This window comes from Nitrospirota bacterium (assembly GCA_016214385.1).
Taxonomy (GTDB): Bacteria; Nitrospirota; Thermodesulfovibrionia; order UBA6902; family JACROP01; genus JACROP01.
The window spans coordinates 1-15,116 of the sequence record JACROP010000027.1 but is presented as its reverse complement, the minus strand read 5'-3'; the positions used below and the strand labels follow the sequence as shown (position 1 = coordinate 15,116).

16 protein-coding genes and 1 tRNA gene are annotated in these 15,116 nt (G+C 43.4%); 15 read left to right on the top strand and 2 right to left on the bottom strand.

Annotation, left to right across the window (positions count from 1 at the left end):
- From tuf to hisH, 15 genes are all read left to right on the top strand, one after another.
- The coding region (gene tuf, locus HZC12_01540; GenBank protein MBI5025414.1) for an elongation factor Tu at positions 1 to 151 on the top strand (151 nt) is incomplete at its 5' end.
- A 58-nt stretch (positions 152 to 209) separates the two neighbouring features.
- Positions 210 to 362 (top strand): 50S ribosomal protein L33, encoded by a 153-nt coding sequence (gene rpmG, locus HZC12_01535; protein ID MBI5025413.1) that lies wholly within the window; start codon positions 210 to 212, stop codon positions 360 to 362.
- Between the two features lie 74 nt (positions 363 to 436).
- Positions 437 to 513 (top strand) — tRNA-Trp (locus tag HZC12_01530).
- Between the two features lie 44 nt (positions 514 to 557).
- Entirely contained in the window at positions 558 to 743 is a 186-nt protein-coding gene (gene secE, locus HZC12_01525; GenBank protein MBI5025412.1) for a preprotein translocase subunit SecE, read from the top strand.
- A 15-nt stretch (positions 744 to 758) separates the two neighbouring features.
- A complete protein-coding gene (nusG, locus tag HZC12_01520) occupies positions 759 to 1,283 on the top strand; it encodes a transcription termination/antitermination protein NusG (GenBank protein ID MBI5025411.1) in 525 nt (174 codons plus the stop codon).
- 52 nt (positions 1,284 to 1,335) lie between these two features.
- Positions 1,336 to 1,767 (top strand): 50S ribosomal protein L11, encoded by a 432-nt coding sequence (rplK, locus tag HZC12_01515; GenBank protein ID MBI5025410.1) that lies wholly within the window; start codon positions 1,336 to 1,338, stop codon positions 1,765 to 1,767.
- Between the two features lie 63 nt (positions 1,768 to 1,830).
- Positions 1,831 to 2,529, top strand: a complete 699-nt coding sequence (locus HZC12_01510; protein MBI5025409.1) for a 50S ribosomal protein L1 — start codon at positions 1,831 to 1,833, stop codon at positions 2,527 to 2,529.
- Positions 2,530 to 2,845: 316 nt separating this feature from the next.
- Positions 2,846 to 3,322: a 50S ribosomal protein L10 gene (locus tag HZC12_01505; GenBank protein ID MBI5025408.1), complete on the top strand. Its 477-nt coding sequence runs from the start codon at positions 2,846 to 2,848 to the stop codon at positions 3,320 to 3,322.
- Positions 3,323 to 3,402: 80 nt separating this feature from the next.
- The gene (rplL, locus tag HZC12_01500; protein ID MBI5025407.1) at positions 3,403 to 3,786 is read left to right on the top strand and encodes a 50S ribosomal protein L7/L12; all 384 of its coding nucleotides are present in this window, start codon (positions 3,403 to 3,405) and stop codon (positions 3,784 to 3,786) included.
- Positions 3,787 to 3,868: 82 nt separating this feature from the next.
- Complete coding sequence (gene rpoB, locus HZC12_01495) at positions 3,869 to 7,783, top strand: DNA-directed RNA polymerase subunit beta (protein ID MBI5025406.1); 3,915 nt, start codon at positions 3,869 to 3,871, stop codon at positions 7,781 to 7,783.
- A gap of 12 nt (positions 7,784 to 7,795) precedes the next feature.
- On the top strand, positions 7,796 to 11,872 hold the full coding sequence (gene rpoC / locus HZC12_01490) for a DNA-directed RNA polymerase subunit beta' (protein MBI5025405.1): 4,077 nt from the start codon (positions 7,796 to 7,798) through the stop codon (positions 11,870 to 11,872).
- 92 nt (positions 11,873 to 11,964) lie between these two features.
- The gene (locus tag HZC12_01485; GenBank protein MBI5025404.1) at positions 11,965 to 12,489 is read left to right on the top strand and encodes a Mut7-C RNAse domain-containing protein; all 525 of its coding nucleotides are present in this window, start codon (positions 11,965 to 11,967) and stop codon (positions 12,487 to 12,489) included.
- Positions 12,490 to 12,585: 96 nt separating this feature from the next.
- Positions 12,586 to 13,236: a hypothetical protein gene (locus HZC12_01480; GenBank protein ID MBI5025403.1), complete on the top strand. Its 651-nt coding sequence runs from the start codon at positions 12,586 to 12,588 to the stop codon at positions 13,234 to 13,236.
- Complete coding sequence (locus HZC12_01475; GenBank protein MBI5025402.1) at positions 13,233 to 13,454, top strand: hypothetical protein; 222 nt, start codon at positions 13,233 to 13,235, stop codon at positions 13,452 to 13,454. The genes HZC12_01480 and HZC12_01475 overlap by 4 nt, the downstream gene beginning before the upstream one ends.
- Entirely contained in the window at positions 13,438 to 14,052 is a 615-nt protein-coding gene (hisH, locus tag HZC12_01470; protein MBI5025401.1) for an imidazole glycerol phosphate synthase subunit HisH, read from the top strand. The genes HZC12_01475 and hisH overlap by 17 nt, the downstream gene beginning before the upstream one ends.
- 5 nt (positions 14,053 to 14,057) lie before the next feature.
- Here hisH and folK read toward each other — a convergent pair whose 3' ends face one another.
- Together folK and HZC12_01460 are read right to left on the bottom strand one after the other, a co-directional pair.
- On the bottom strand, positions 14,058 to 14,528 hold the full coding sequence (folK, locus tag HZC12_01465) for a 2-amino-4-hydroxy-6-hydroxymethyldihydropteridine diphosphokinase (protein ID MBI5025400.1): 471 nt from the start codon (positions 14,526 to 14,528) through the stop codon (positions 14,058 to 14,060).
- 228 nt (positions 14,529 to 14,756) lie between these two features.
- Positions 14,757 to 15,116, bottom strand: a 360-nt coding sequence (locus tag HZC12_01460; GenBank protein ID MBI5025399.1) for an aminotransferase class I/II-fold pyridoxal phosphate-dependent enzyme, incomplete at its 5' end; no start/stop codon positions are given.

Genomic DNA, 15,116 nt, shown 5'->3' with positions numbered 1-15,116 from the left:
TGAGGGAGTGGAGATGGTAATGCCAGGAGATAACACAAACCTGGTAGTAGAGCTGATAACGCCGATAGCAATGGAGAAGGAATTGAGATTTGCCATAAGAGAGGGTGGCAGGACAGTAGGGGCAGGAGTCGTAACTGAGGTTATAGAGTAAATGTAGGGGCAGGGCTTGCTCTGCCTTTAAGAAGTGAGAAGGAGAGGAGAATTAGACAATGCGCGAGATAATCCTTTTGCAGTGCACAGAATGCAAAAACAGAAATTATTCAACGACAAAGAATAAAAAGAATACGCCTGATAAATTGAATATTAAAAAATACTGCAGACATTGTCGGAAACATACAGCTCATAAGGAGACAAAGGCATAAATAAAATTCAAAAATCAAAATTCATCCCGAATAGTCGGGATACATTTTGCATTTTAATTTTTGATTTTTGTATTAGGCCAGTAGCTCTAACGGCTAGAGCAGCGGACTCCAAATCCGCGGGTTGGGGGTTCGAATCCCTCCTGGCCTGCCATATAAAGAGAGTTAAAAGTTAGGAGTTTAGGAGTTAGGAGACTTATGTTACAGAGGATAAAAGATTTTTTTAAGGAAGTAAAAATCGAGTTAAAAAAAGTTGTTTTTCCTAAAAGGGATGAAGTGATAGGCTCGACCTGGGTTGTGATTATAACGGTATTGATAATATCCGCTTTTTTGGGCTTGATAGATATCTGGCTTTCCAGGCTTGTAAGTGTAGCGTTAAAATAGGAGAATTAGAGAATTATGGCGAAAAACTGGTACGTAGTGCACACATATTCTGGTTTTGAAGAAAAGATTAAAACGACTATTGAAGAGAAAGTTCAAAAGGAAGGCCTGGGTGAAAAGATTACAAAGATACTTGTACCGACAGAAAAAGTTATAGAACTCAAAGGAGGGAAAAAAAGGGAGACAGACAAAAAATTTTATCCTGGCTATATCCTGATAGAAATGGAACTTGATGACGAAACATGGCATCTTGTAAGAAGTACTCCGAGGGTTACAGGTTTTGTAGGGGGTATGACTCCTACCCCTCTCCCCTATGAAGAGGTAGAAGTTGTTGTGCAGCAAATCGAAAAGGGACCTGTGCCGCACGTCAGGACACAGTTTAGTATAGGTGACACTGTAAGGATTACAGATGGGCCATTCACCAATTTTGTTGGACTTGTAGATGAAGTGGATGGTGACCACAGCAGGTTAAAGGTTATGGTGAGTATATTTGGCAGACAGACGCCAGTTGAGTTAAATTTCCATCAGGTAGAGAAGACATGATAAGGAGAATAAGTCGTATACGACCTATATGACCTATATTTTGGAGGTTTAGATGGCTAAGAAAGAGATGATCGCTCAGGTAAAGCTTCAAGTACAGGCAGGTAAGGCTAATCCCGCACCGCCCATCGGTCCTGCACTGGGACCTCACGGAGTCAACATAATGGAGTTCTGCAAGGCATTCAATGCGCAGACCCAGGCCCTTGGAGATACAATAATACCTGTAGTTCTCACAATATACTCAGACAGATCGTTCACATTTATTTTAAAAACCCCGCCGGCTGCTGAACTATTAAAAAAAGCTGCAGGGATTATAAAAGGTTCTGGCACGCCAAACAAAGAGATGGTCGGAAAAGTTACGATGGCGCAGGTAAGAGAAATTGCCAGGACAAAGCTCCCTGACCTTAATGCCTTTGATCTGGAGAATGCAGTGAAGATAGTTAAAGGCACGGCCAGGAGTATGGGGATTGAGATAGAAGAAAGTTAAAAATGCAAAATGCAAAATTAAAAAATCTGGAACTTTTTCATTTTGAATTTTAGAGGAGAAATTATGGGCAAAAAATATGTTGCTTCCAGAGGAAAAATTGAAAAGACAAAGGCTTATACCCTTGAGGAAGCTATGGAACTGATAAAGCAATTAGCTTATACAAAATTCGATGAGTCAGTAGATTTAGCTATAAATCTTGGGGTAGACCCTAAAAAGTCAGACCAGATGATAAGGGGGACGTTAGTGCTTCCTCACGGTACGGGTAAAAGGGTCAGGGTGGTTGTCTTTGCAAAAGGTGAGAAGGAGAAAGAAGCCAGGGATGCTGGTGCAGATTATGTTGGTGGTGAAGACCTTGCAGGGAAAATAACTGGCGGCTGGCTGGATTTCGATAAAGCTGTTGCCACCCCGGACCTAATGGGCATGGTTAGTAAACTCGGTAAAATCCTCGGGCCGAGGGGGCTTATGCCAAATCCCAAACTCGGCACTGTTACCTTTGATGTAGGCAAGGCAGTTAAGGAGATAAAGGCAGGTAAAGTTGAATACAAAGTAGAAAAGGCTGGAATTGTCCAGGTGCCTATAGGTAAAGTATCCTTTGACAGCCAGAAGCTACTCGAAAATGCAAATGCGGTTTTGGAATCTATAATAAAGGCAAAACCATCGACAAGCAAAGGCAAGTATCTGAAAAAATTGAGTATCTCATCTACCATGGGTCCTGGAATATCTATAGATGTATCCAGGATTACAGGGGCAGTTGGGAAATAAGCCCCCCTTAGGGGGATTAAACGGTCTGAGACAGCAGGTGCAGGAGGCATAATTGTGAGCTAAGCTCATAGCCTGCCGAGACCAATGAAAAGTTATGTGAGTTTAGAAGTTCAGGAGCTTTTAACTCTCAACTTTTAAATAGGTCTTATAGGACTTATAAGACCTATTCCATTGAGTCTCAGAAGTCCGAAAGGATGCCGATTCGGTATAAGGAAAGGAGGGATGAAAACTGGAAAAACAAGCAAACCGTAAAATTTCTCCGAGCGGAGCAAAGGAGCAAAAAGCCCAGTTAATCTCTGAACTCAGGGATAAATTCATGAAGGCTAAGGGTGTTGTTTTCACCGATTATAAAGGCCTTACAGTCCAGGAGCTTGGAGACTTTAGGAAGACCCTCAGGGCAGCAGCTATTGATTACAAGGTAGTTAAAAACACGCTGGCCAAAAAGGCATCGTCAGGTACCTCGATCGACGCTGCTAAAGGAGAGTTCGCAGGACCAATAGGTATTGCTTTTAGCTACGATGACCCAATACTCCTTGCAAAAAAGGTTCTTGAGTTTGCTAATAAGAATGAAAAGCTCAGGATCAGGGGTGGAGTTATCGAGGGAGGACTCTGCAGTGCTGAAGATGTGAAATCAGTTGCACAACTTCCACCGAGAGGAGTTCTGTTATCCATGTTTATTGGAGCAATGCAGTCACCTTTAAGCAGGCTGGCAGGAGCATTAAATGCAACCTTATCGGGGTTTATCTGTGCGATGGAAGCATTGAAGAACAAAAAGTTAAAAGTTGAAAGTTAAAAGTGAAAAATTTATTTTTCTTCTAAGCTCTTAACTTTTAACTCTCAACTCATAATTTAAATAAAAAAGGAGGTTAAGTAATGGCTGAAGTTACAAAAGAGCAGGTTTTTGGGTTTATAGACAAAATGACAATCCTTGAAATGTCCAAGTTTATAAAAGAATTTGAAGAGAGGTACGGCGTTACAGCAGCAGCTCCTGTTTCTGTGGCTGCTACGGGAGGCCCTGTAGCCGCTGCTGCACCTGTGGAAGAAAAGACCAGTTTTGATGCTGTCCTTGCCTCTGCCGGAGACAAAAAGATACAGGTTATAAAAGTAGTCAGGGAACTTACAGGGCTCGGGTTAAAAGAAGCAAAGGAACTTGTTGATGGAGCACCAAAACCAATCAAAACAGGCATTTCCAAGGAAGAGGCTGAGACAATCAAGGCAAAGTTAGAAGAGCAAGGTGCAAAGGTAGAAATAAAATAGGGATTAGGGGTTAGGGATTAGGGGTTAGTAAAAACCAATCCCCAATCCCTAATCCCCAATACCCAATAAAAGAAGGAGAGACATGGCAAAAGTTTTACGCGAGAGAAAGGATTTTGGGAAGATCCCCGTTATAATTGCAGTGCCAAATCTAATAGAGGTGCAGAAACGTTCATTTGAACGATTTTTACAAAAGGATATCCCTGCGTCTAAAAGGGAAGACATAGGGCTTCAGACTGCCTTTAATAGTGTATTCCCGATTGTTGATTATAATGAGACGGCCTCTATTGAGCTTGTCGAGTATATCGTATGTGAGTCAAAATATGATATAAGAGATTGCCTGCATAAAGGTATTACGTATGCTGCTCCGCTAAAGATAAAGGTAAAATTGAACCTCTGGGAAAAAGACGAGGCAGGCAAAAGGGCCATTAAAGAGTCCAGAGAGCAGGAAGTTTATCTGGGCGAGCTTCCTCTGATGACCGATACCGGCACTTTTATTATAAATGGAACTGAAAGGGTTGTAGTAAGCCAGCTTCACCGTTCTCCAGGGGTATTTTTCAGTCATGATAAAGGAAAGACTCATGTAAGCGGAAAGGTTCTTTACTCGGCCAGGATAATACCTTCGCGCGGTTCGTGGCTTGACTTTGAATTTGATACAAAAGATATCCTTTATGTGAGAATAGACAGGAGGAAAAAACTCCCTGCCACTATCATTCTTAAGGCCCTTGGCTATACAGATGAACAATTACTCAAGATTTTCTATCCCATAGAGGAAATAAATATAAAAGATAGAGGGTTTGTCCGCAAGGTAAGCGATGTCCTTATAGGGCTGAAGGCCCCCAAGAACATATACGCTCCGAAGACAAAGGAACTACTTGTTAAAGAGGGGAGTAAAATAACAAAGGTTGCCCTGAAGAAGATGGAGGCTTCAGGTATTAAAGAGATACCTATTTTAAAAGAAGAGCTTTTAGGTCGGGTAACACTTGCCGATATAATTGACACTGAGACAGGAGAAGTTATATTAGAGGGTAACGAGGAAATCACAAGTGAGGCATTAGAGAAGGTAGCCGCTTCAAAAATATCTACCCTTCACCTCCTCTTCATTGATGGGATTCATTACCTGCCGTCGTTAAGAGATACACTCCTGACAGATAAGGTACGGGATGCTAATAAGGCAATAATAGAGATTTACAGAAAACTCAGGCCAGGTGAGCCACCCACTATGGCTGCTGCAAAAGACCTTTTCAATGGCCTGTTTTTCAATATTAAAAGATATGACTTATCTCCAGTTGGAAGACTGAAGCTTAATACACGTCTCGGTCTTGATGTCCCTCTTGAGACAAGGGTTTTAACAGATAAAGACATAATTGAGGTTGTTCGTTACCTCCTTAATCTGAGGGCTGGCAAAGGGGAGGTCGATGATATAGACCACCTCGGCAACAGGAGGATCAGGGCAGTCGGAGAGCTCCTTGAAAATCAGTTCAGGATTGGCCTTATAAGAATGGAAAGGACTGTGAAAGAAAAGATGACCCTGGCAGAGCTTGAGACCATAATGCCCCATGACCTGATAAATGCAAAACCGGTTATTGCCGCTGTTAAGGAATTTTTTGGCTCAAGTCAGTTAAGCCAGTTTATGGACCAGACAAATCCTCTTTCTGAGATTACCCATAAAAGGAGGCTCTCAGCCCTCGGGCCAGGCGGTCTTACGAGGGAAAGGGCAGGTTTTGAGGTGAGGGATGTGCACCCCACACACTATGGCCGCATATGCCCTATAGAAACACCTGAAGGACCCAATATTGGACTTATAACATCTTTAGCTACTTACGCAAGGGTTAATGATTATGGCTTTATAGAATCTCCTTACAGAAAAGTTGTAGATGGTAAGGTCACGGAAGACATAGGGTACCTCTCAGCCATAGAAGGGGAGAAATATGTAATTGCCCAGGCAACATCTCCCATGGATGCAAGAGGCAACCTCATAGGTGAAACTGTGTCAGCCAGGGTTGGTGGCGATTTCAAGATTGTGATGCCTAAGGAGGTGCAGTACATGGATGTTTCTCCCAAACAGATAGTCAGTGTATCTGCATCTCTTATCCCATTCTTAGAAAATGATGATGCCAACAGGGCACTTATGGGCTCTAACATGCAGCGCCAGGCAGTTCCTCTGCTGCAGTCAGAGGCTCCTGTTGTAGGGACTGGAATGGAACATGTTGCAGTAAGGGATTCAGGAGTTATAGCTACTGCTAAGAGATCTGGTGTTGTTGAATGTTCAGATGCATCGAGGATAGTTGTGAGAAGCGATGGAGGCGTGGATATATATAATCTGATTAAATTTTACCGTTCAAACCAGGCTACCTGCATCAATCAGAAACCAATAGTAAAGGTTGGTGAAAGAGTTAAAAAAGGGCAGGTTATAGCAGATGGCCCGGCTACAGATGCTGGAGAGCTTGCCCTCGGTAAAAATGTGCTTGTGGCCTTTATGCCGTGGGGGGGATACAATTTTGAGGATGCCATTCTTATAAGCGAAAGAGTTGTGAAAGAAGATGTTTATACCTCAATCCATATAGAAGAGTTTGAGATAGAAGCCAGGGAGACAAAGCTTGGTGCTGAGGAGATAACGAGGGATATCCCTAATGTTGGGGAAGAAGCCCTTCGAAACCTTGATGAAAGCGGAATTATACGAATAGGGGCTGAGGTGAAACCTGGAGATATTCTTGTGGGTAAAGTTACCCCTAAGGGTGAGACCCAGCTTACACCTGAGGAGAAACTTTTGAGGGCCATATTCGGCGAGAAAGCTGAGGAGGTAAGAGAAAACTGCCTTTATGTCCCCCCTGGGATAGAAGGAACAGTTATTGATGCAAAGATATTCTCCAGGAAAGGTGTTAAAAAAGATGAGAGGGCGAAGAGCATCGAAGAGGAAGACTTGCACCGCATACAGAGGGATTTTGAAGAGGAAGTTAGAATCGTAAGAGAAGAAAAATATAGAAAGGTAAGGGAAAAACTTCTCGGGCAAAAAATTGCTGAAAATTTAGTGCTTCCGAGGAAACGAGAAGTCTTGTGCCCAGCAGGAAAGAGGCTGACCGAAGAACATCTTGAGGCTATTTCTGACGAATATCTTCATAGAATAAAGCTGGCAGACCACGAGGAGAGCGAGAAAATTAAACTTATTCACACTGAGACAGAAGAATATATACAGATGCTGGAGTCACATTATGATGAGAAGATAGGAAGACTCAGGAGGGGTGATGAACTGCCACCTGGCGTGTTTAAAGTCGTTAAAGTGTACATCGCAATTAAAAGAAAAATACAGGTTGGTGACAAGATGGCCGGCAGGCACGGCAATAAGGGGGTTGTATCTATGATACTGCCTGAAGAGGATATGCCTTACCTGCCTGATGGAACTCCCGTTGACATTGTGCTCAATCCGCTCGGTGTTCCCTCTCGAATGAATGTTGGGCAGATACTTGAGGCACATCTCGGGTGGGCAGCAAAGGCATTAGGAATTCATGCAGCAACGCCTGTTTTTGAAGGTGCAAAAGAGGAAGAAATAAAGAAACTTCTTAAAGAGGCAAAATTACCGCAGAGCGGACAGATTACACTTTATGACGGCAAGACTGGAGAGCCATTCCAGAGGCCGGTGACTGTGGGCTGTATATACATGATGAAGCTTCACCACTTAGTTGATGATAAGATGCATGCCCGTTCTATTGGGCCGTACTCTTTGGTTACCCAGCAGCCTCTCGGTGGTAAGGCACAGTTCGGAGGGCAGAGATTAGGAGAAATGGAGGTCTGGGCCCTCGAGGCTTATGGGGCAGCACATACACTTCAAGAGTTTCTTACTGTCAAAAGTGATGATGTGGCTGGCAGGGCGAGGATGTACGAGGCTATTGTTAAAGGAGACGCCACTCTTGAACCGGGGATTCCAGAGTCCTTCCATGTTTTAATAAAAGAACTCCAGAGCTTGGGGCTTGATATTGAGCTCCTGGAAGAAAAATCATAAGGGGGTAAAACTTTGGTTAATGATGTGTATTCTATTTTTGAAAAACCTAAGAATCCTACAGAATTCGAGTCTATAACGGTCAAGCTTGCCTCTCCTGAAAAAATAAGGGCATGGTCTTACGGTGAGGTAAAGAAACCAGAGACCATTAATTACCGGACTTTTAAACCGGAGAGGGATGGCCTTTTCTGTGCTAAAATTTTTGGGCCTATCAAAGACTGGGAATGTATATGCGGCAAATACAAAAGAATGAAGCACAGGGGTGTGGTATGTGACAAATGTGGAGTCGAGGTCATTCAGTCGAAGGTAAGACGTGAGAGGTTGGGCCATATAGAGCTGGCCACACCCGTTGCACATGTATGGTTTTTAAAGGGTGTGCCAAGCAGAATTGGAACGCTGCTCGATATTGGTATGAGGCAGCTTGAGAAGGTTCTCTATTTTGAAAATTACATTGTGGTTGATATAGGAGATACAAGTCTTAAAGAGAAGGATCTCCTGACCGAAGAAGAATACAAAAAGAAGCTCCAGGAATTTGGTGAGAGATTTAAAGCCGGTATAGGAGCAGAGGCCGTAAGGGAACTTTTAAGGAGGGTAGACCTTGATGCCCTCGCAACAGAGTTAAGGATGAAAATCCATGACTCCCAGTCACTCGGAGTTAAAAGGAAACTCACAAAGAGATTAAGGGTTGTAGAGGCCTTCAGAAAGTCGGATAATAAGCCGGAGTGGATGATAATGGATGTGATTCCTGTACTGCCACCCGATTTACGCCCCCTTGTCCCTTTAGAAGGCGGCAGGTTTGCAACATCAGACCTTAACGATCTATACCGAAGGGTTATAAACAGGAATAACAGGTTGAAAAGGCTGATGGAGCTCAAGGCACCTGGCGTTATTATTCGCAATGAGAAAAGAATGCTTCAGGAGTCTGTGGATGCACTTTTTGACAATGGCAGAAGAAGCAAGGTTTTAAAGACTACTACTAAAAGGCCTCTGAAATCCTTGAGCGATATGATAAAAGGCAAGCAGGGCCGCTTTAGACAAAACCTTCTTGGCAAGAGGGTAGATTATTCAGGCCGTTCTGTCATTGTTGTAGGTCCTGAGCTAAGGCTGCATCAATGCGGCCTTCCAAAACGGATGGCCCTTGAGCTCTTTAAACCATTTATTTTCGCAAAACTCGAAGAAAAAGGCCATGTTACCACTATTAAGGCAGCCAAGAAAATGGTAGAACAAGAAAGGCCTGAAGTATGGGATGCCCTTGAAGAAGTGATAGGCGAACATGTTGTTCTTTTAAACAGGGCACCAACCCTTCACCGTCTCGGTATTCAGGCATTTGACCCTGTCCTTGTAGAAGGTAAAGCAATAAAGCTTCATCCCCTGGTTTGCACTGCCTTCAATGCAGACTTTGATGGTGACCAGATGGCAGTGCATGTTCCGCTTTCTATGGAGTCCCAGGTAGAAGCGAGGGTATTGATGATGTCTGTGGGCAATATTCTCTCTCCTGCTAGCGGCAAGCCTATTGCTACACCTACACAGGATATGGTTCTTGGTATTTACTACCTTACAAAGGAGAAGAAAGGGACAAAATGGGAGGGTAAAGTTTTTTCAGGGCCTGAAGAGGTAAGGATTGCCTATGATGCAAATGAGGTCGGGGAACACACAAGAATAAAAGTCAGGATGGATGGTTCTATTATTGATACAACAGTGGGGCGCGTTATTTTCGGTGAGATTTTGCCAGAGGGTATCCAATTTTCTATGGTTAACAGGGAGATGACCAAAAAAGAAATCGGCAAACTTGTAGAATACTGTTACAAGAAAGCCGGAAAAAGGGCTACTGTTGTGTTTCTGGATAACATTGAGAAGCTTGGGTTCCGTTATGCAACAAAATCTGGAATGTCAATCTGCATAGACGATATGCATGTACCTTCGAAAAAGGCTCAATTTATAAAAGAAGCAGAGATGGAAATAATGGATGTCCAGAGACAATACTCTGAGGGATTGATCACAAACGGCGAACGTTATAATAAGGTCATAGATATATGGGCGCATGTTACCGAAAGAATTGCAGATGAAATGATGAAGGAACTCGGCGCTGAAGGTGGTAAAAAACTCAATGAAGAAGACCTCAAAGAGCGACGTTCCTTTAACAGCATCTTTATGATGGCGGATTCAGGGGCAAGGGGTTCCACAGCCCAGATCAGACAGCTTGCCGGAATGAGAGGACTGATGGCAAAACCTTCTGGAGAAATAATTGAAACGCCGATAACTGCAAATTTCAGGGAGGGTCTCACACCGCTTCAGTATTTTATCTCAACGCATGGCGCAAGAAAAGGTTTAGCGGATACGGCTCTCAAGACTGCAAATTCAGGATACCTTACAAGGAGACTCGTTGACGTCGCCCAGGACGTTATAATTACAGAGGATGATTGCCGGACCCATGACGGGATTTATGTTACGAGTCTTGTCGAGGGCGGTGAAATTATTGAACCTCTTGAAGAGAGGATTTTTGGCAGAGCTGCAGCGGAAGATGTGAAGGACACTATTACAAAAGAATTGATAGTAGCAAAGGGTAAAGAAATAAACGATGAGCTTACCCAGAGGGTAATAGATGCTGGAATTGATAAGGTAAAAATACGTTCTGTCCTTACATGTCAATCTAAATACGGTGTGTGCAAAAAATGTTATGGACGGGACCTCAGCAGGGGAGATAAGGTAGAGATTGGTGAAGCTGTCGGTATAATTGCAGCTCAGTCCATTGGTGAGCCAGGTACCCAGCTTACCATGAGGACATTCCATATTGGTGGTGCTGCAACAAAGCTGGTGGAGCAGACCATCCTTGAGGCTAAAAATCCCGGGACAGTAAAGTTTATCAACCTTATGACAGTTAAAGACAGGGAAGGCCTTTTTGTAGTGATGAACCGTAATGGAAGCATTGCCATTGTTGACCCGAAAGGCAGGGAAAAGGAAAAGTACACTGTTGTCTATGGTGCAAAACTAAGGGTCGCAGATGACCAGAAGGTGGATGTCGGGCAGAGGCTTGTTGAATGGGACCCATATTCGATCCCTATCCTTACCGAGGTAGGAGGAAAGGTCGCTCTTGGCGATATAGTAGAAGGCGTTACAGTGAAAGAGGAAGTGGATGAGGTTACAGGCCTTGCGCATAAGGTCATTATCGAATATCCAGCCAATACGAGGCCAAGGATATCAATAAAAGATGAACATGGCAAGACGACTTTAAAAATCCCCAGCACCAACAATCCTGCAAGGTATTTGTTGCCTTCTGGAGCCCACGTCCTTGTCGAAAAAGGGGATATGGTCTATCCAGGAGATGTCATAGCCAAGATCCCGAGAGAAACCACAAAGACAAAAGACATCACAGGGGGGCTGCCGAGGGTAGCAGAGCTATTTGAGGCCAGGAAACCCAAAGAACAGGCTATTGTCAGCGAGATAGACGGTATTGTTGAGTTTCGTGGATTCCACAAAGGCATGAGGGCAGTGGTTGTTAAAGGAGGCACAGACACAAGGGAGTATTTAATTCCAAAGGGTAAGCATGTGAGTGTCCATGAAGGTGACTGGGTAAAGGCAGGGGAACCTTTGATGGATGGCTCGGTTAACCCCCACAACATACTTGAAATATTAGGCCCTAAGGAGCTTCAGCGATATCTCGTCGATGAGGTACAGAAGGTATATAGGCTGCAAGGTGTCTCAATCAATGATAAACACATAGAAGTTATAGTGAGACAGATGATGAGGAAAGTGAGGATCGAAAATCCAGGCGATACTGATTTCCTTGTTGGCGAACACGTAGACAAACGCACTTTTATCGAAGAGAATGAAAGGGTGCTGGCAAAAAAAGGCAAGCCATCTCAGGCAAAGCCTCTGCTACTCGGTATTACAAAGGCATCCCTTACCACAGAGAGTTTTATTTCTGCTGCTTCTTTCCAGGAGACTACAAAAGTTCTCACCGAGGCGGCTATCAATGGTATGGTGGATGTACTCAGGGGGCTCAAAGAGAATGTAATAATGGGCAGACTTATTCCTGCCGGTACAGGGATGAGCTGTTACAGAGATACATTTGTGGAAAAAATAGAGGAATAGTAAAGCCCCCCGCCTTTTAGTCGGGGCTTCACTGAATTTAAAAATATTTTTTCCTCTGTGTCCTCTGTGGTTAACTAATTTTTTGTTCTGACATGAAGTTTATTGCTGACTCAATGCTCGGTCGCCTTGCCAAGTGGCTGAGACTCCTTGGTTTTGATACCATCTATTATCCTGAGATCGAAAATAGTCTTCTCCTGAGAATAGCGAAAGAGCAGGGCCGTCTTGTCTTAACAAGAGACACGAGTCTTATAAAAGTGAGGGAACTAAAAGAAGTCAGGCCCGCCCCGCTTCGCGGAGCGAGGCCGGGGAGTCAGGAGTCGGGAGTCGAGGAGCCGAAGAAATTTTTCTTATTAATCGATAACGACCCGTTTGAACAACTGAAAGCTGTAGTAACACACTTTAACCTGAAAAATTTTTCTCTGATGCATAGATGTGTTGAATGCAACAGCCTCCTCCAGAGGGTCTCAAAAATGCAAGTGCAGGGGTCTGTTCCAGAATATGTTTTTTTGCATTCAGACTTATTCAATAAATGCCCAGGCTGCGGCAGAATCTACTGGCATGGTTCGCACCCCCAAAAAATCAAGGATAAGTTAAAAGAAATTTTAAGTAAGAAATAAAGTGTCCCTCTCCCCAAAAAATTGATGTTGTTTTATGTTATATTTTTATATAAAAATCTGGAGTGAAATTATTTCACAATCTAAAAGGAGGAAGTGATGAAGAGATTTTTTGCGTTATTTCTTTTAAGTTTTTTTATTCCAGGCATTGTTCATGCGTTTAGCCTCTCACCTATGATTCCAGGAGAAAGCGGCTTCAAGTTTACAAAGATGAAGGTTGGTTCGTGGGCCGAGTATCAGATGAAAGGCCCGGAAGATGGGATAATGAAGTATTCTGTAGTTGGCAAAGATGGAGAGAACATATGGTTTGAGATGAAGTCAACTTTAAAAAACAGTGGTGTCATAATCTCAAAGGTTTTAATATCTGATTCGGGCAAAGTCCTGAAGCTTATAGTAAAAGAGGGCAATGCCCCTGCCATGGAGATGCCTGTTGAGGTGTTAGAGCCAAAAAGTGAGACAGGAAAAGAGACCGGTCAGAGCAGCGGCTGTCCACCTAAAATAGATAAGGCAAAAATTACAGTGAAGGCAGGTAGCTTTGATACTACCTATGTGGTGGTTTTTGATTCCATCTGCAGGACTGTTGTTGCAGAGAGCTGGCTCTCATCAAATGTCCCCACATTTATTGTCTCCGCTAAAATGGGGGATACGACTCTGGAGCTTACGAGGTTTGGTATGAGCGGGGCAGTGAGTGAGATTACAGAGAAACCTCAGAAATTCCAGGCTCCTCCTTCTATGCCTATGAAAAAGTGATTAAAGTAGTTGCGCATTCTGGTTACAGGGGCGAAGAATATCCCAAGGCTATAATTATTGAAGATGTGAGGCATGAGGTATCTGAAATCATCAAACAGTGGATAGAGCCCGGCAAAAGATATTTCAGGATAAAGATAAATAAGGATTCAATTTACACTGTCTACTATGATGAGGACTTAAGGGAGTGGTTTTCAGGAGATTATGATAGCAATAGTTGATTATGGGATGGGAAACCTGAGGAGCGTTGAAAAGGGTTTTCTCAAGGTAGGTGTTGATGCCGTGGTTACAAGTGACTCCAGGGTTATCGATGATGCAGATGGAGTTGTCCTTCCAGGGGTTGGTGCCTTCAGGGACTGTATGCGCGAACTTACAAACCTTAAGCTCACTGATACCGTTGTCCGCTCTATTGAAAAAGGCAAGCCCTATCTTGGCATTTGCCTTGGGCTTCAGATCCTGTTCAGCGAATCCGAAGAATTCGGCCAATGCAGAGGCCTTGATATATTCAAGGGGAAAGTTGTGCGGTTTCCGGTTAATGAATTGAAAGTGCCTCACATGGGCTGGAATGAAATAAAAGTCGTAAGGAAGAACCCTCTTCTCGAAGGGATTTCTGATGGCTGTTATTTCTACTTTGTGCACTCTTTCTATGTTGTTCCTGAGGATAATGCTGTAGTCTCCACAACCACAGATTATGGCGTTACATTTACCTCTATGGTGTGGAAGGATAATATCTTTGCAACCCAGTTCCATCCTGAAAAGAGCCAGAAGATGGGGCTTATGGTCTTGAGAAATTTTGGGAGAATAGTTGGAGCTTCTTGATTTATCTAATTTGCGGAGGCCTCTCTGGACTTAAAAAGGAGGTCTTTAACAGTTGTCTTCAGTACAGGATGTATTTTATCAGGGGCTATTTCTGATAGGGGTTCAAGGACAAATGTTCTCTTTTGCATTTCTGGATGAGGTATATCGAGGTCAGGGGTTTTCAGAACCAGGTCATCGTAAAATAATATATCAAGGTCTATAACCCTTGGGCCCCATCGTTTACCTTTGTTTCGGCCGAGCCTGACTTCGATTTCTTTCAGTATTCTTAATAATTCTCCGGGCACTACCTCTGTCTCTACTTCTATAGCCATATTGATAAATTCAGGCTGGTCTTTGATTCCCCAGGGCGCTGTCTTATAGAGAGATGAGCGCTTTGTAACCTTTACACCCTTTTCTATCAGTAACTCGATAGCCCTGAAGCAGTTTTCTTCCCTGTTGCCGAGATTAGAGCCGATTCCTATGTAAGCTGTTGCCATTGTTAATTCCAGATTATGCATTAAGAAAACCACTGAGGCACAGAGACACAGAGGATATGATTTTTTAAACCACAAAGAACACGAAGTTCACGAAGAAAAAATAAAGAACTTAGTGTTCTTCGTGCTCTTCGTGGTGTTATATTTCAGTTTTTTCTCAGCGTCTCTCTACGAGTCATCGACCGTGTCTCTGTGGTTAACGCATTTTTCGGGTTAATGAGCTTTGTCGAATTACAGTATCTTCCTGAGCCTTTCTACAGATTCTCTAATCCTTTCAACAGGGGCTGTGAGGGCAAACCTTACATATCCCTCACCAGGCGTGCCAAAACCATTGCCAGGAGTAGCAAGGATACCTGCCTTGTCAAGCATGTGGGCTACAAAGCTTGTTGAATTAAACCCATTCGGGACATTTCCCCACATATAAAAAGTGGCCTTTGGTTTTTCAAGCTCAATGCCCAGACTCAGCAGGCCATCAAAGAGGACATCCCTTCTTTCCTGATAGGTATCCCTTATTTTTTTGAGGATAGTATCATCTGTTTTGAATGCCTCTATAGCTGCCTCCTGTATTGCCTGAAACACGCCTGAGTCAAG

Bases quoted from the DNA above. Each gene is read 5' to 3' on its own strand.
- rpmG (MBI5025413.1), top strand. From the start codon at position 210: ATGCGCGAGATAATCCTTTTGCAGTGCACAGAATGCAAAAACAGAAAT.
- secE (MBI5025412.1), top strand. From the start codon at position 558: ATGTTACAGAGGATAAAAGATTTTTTTAAGGAAGTAAAAATCGAGTTA.
- nusG (MBI5025411.1), top strand. From the start codon at position 759: ATGGCGAAAAACTGGTACGTAGTGCACACATATTCTGGTTTTGAAGAA.
- rplK (MBI5025410.1), top strand. From the start codon at position 1,336: ATGGCTAAGAAAGAGATGATCGCTCAGGTAAAGCTTCAAGTACAGGCA.
- HZC12_01510 (MBI5025409.1), top strand. From the start codon at position 1,831: ATGGGCAAAAAATATGTTGCTTCCAGAGGAAAAATTGAAAAGACAAAG.
- HZC12_01505 (MBI5025408.1), top strand. From the start codon at position 2,846: ATGAAGGCTAAGGGTGTTGTTTTCACCGATTATAAAGGCCTTACAGTC.
- rplL (MBI5025407.1), top strand. From the start codon at position 3,403: ATGGCTGAAGTTACAAAAGAGCAGGTTTTTGGGTTTATAGACAAAATG.
- rpoB (MBI5025406.1), top strand. From the start codon at position 3,869: ATGGCAAAAGTTTTACGCGAGAGAAAGGATTTTGGGAAGATCCCCGTT.
- HZC12_01485 (MBI5025404.1), top strand. From the start codon at position 11,965: ATGAAGTTTATTGCTGACTCAATGCTCGGTCGCCTTGCCAAGTGGCTG.
- HZC12_01480 (MBI5025403.1), top strand. From the start codon at position 12,586: ATGAAGAGATTTTTTGCGTTATTTCTTTTAAGTTTTTTTATTCCAGGC.
- hisH (MBI5025401.1), top strand. From the start codon at position 13,438: ATGATAGCAATAGTTGATTATGGGATGGGAAACCTGAGGAGCGTTGAA.
- folK (MBI5025400.1), bottom strand. From the start codon at position 14,528: ATGGCAACAGCTTACATAGGAATCGGCTCTAATCTCGGCAACAGGGAA.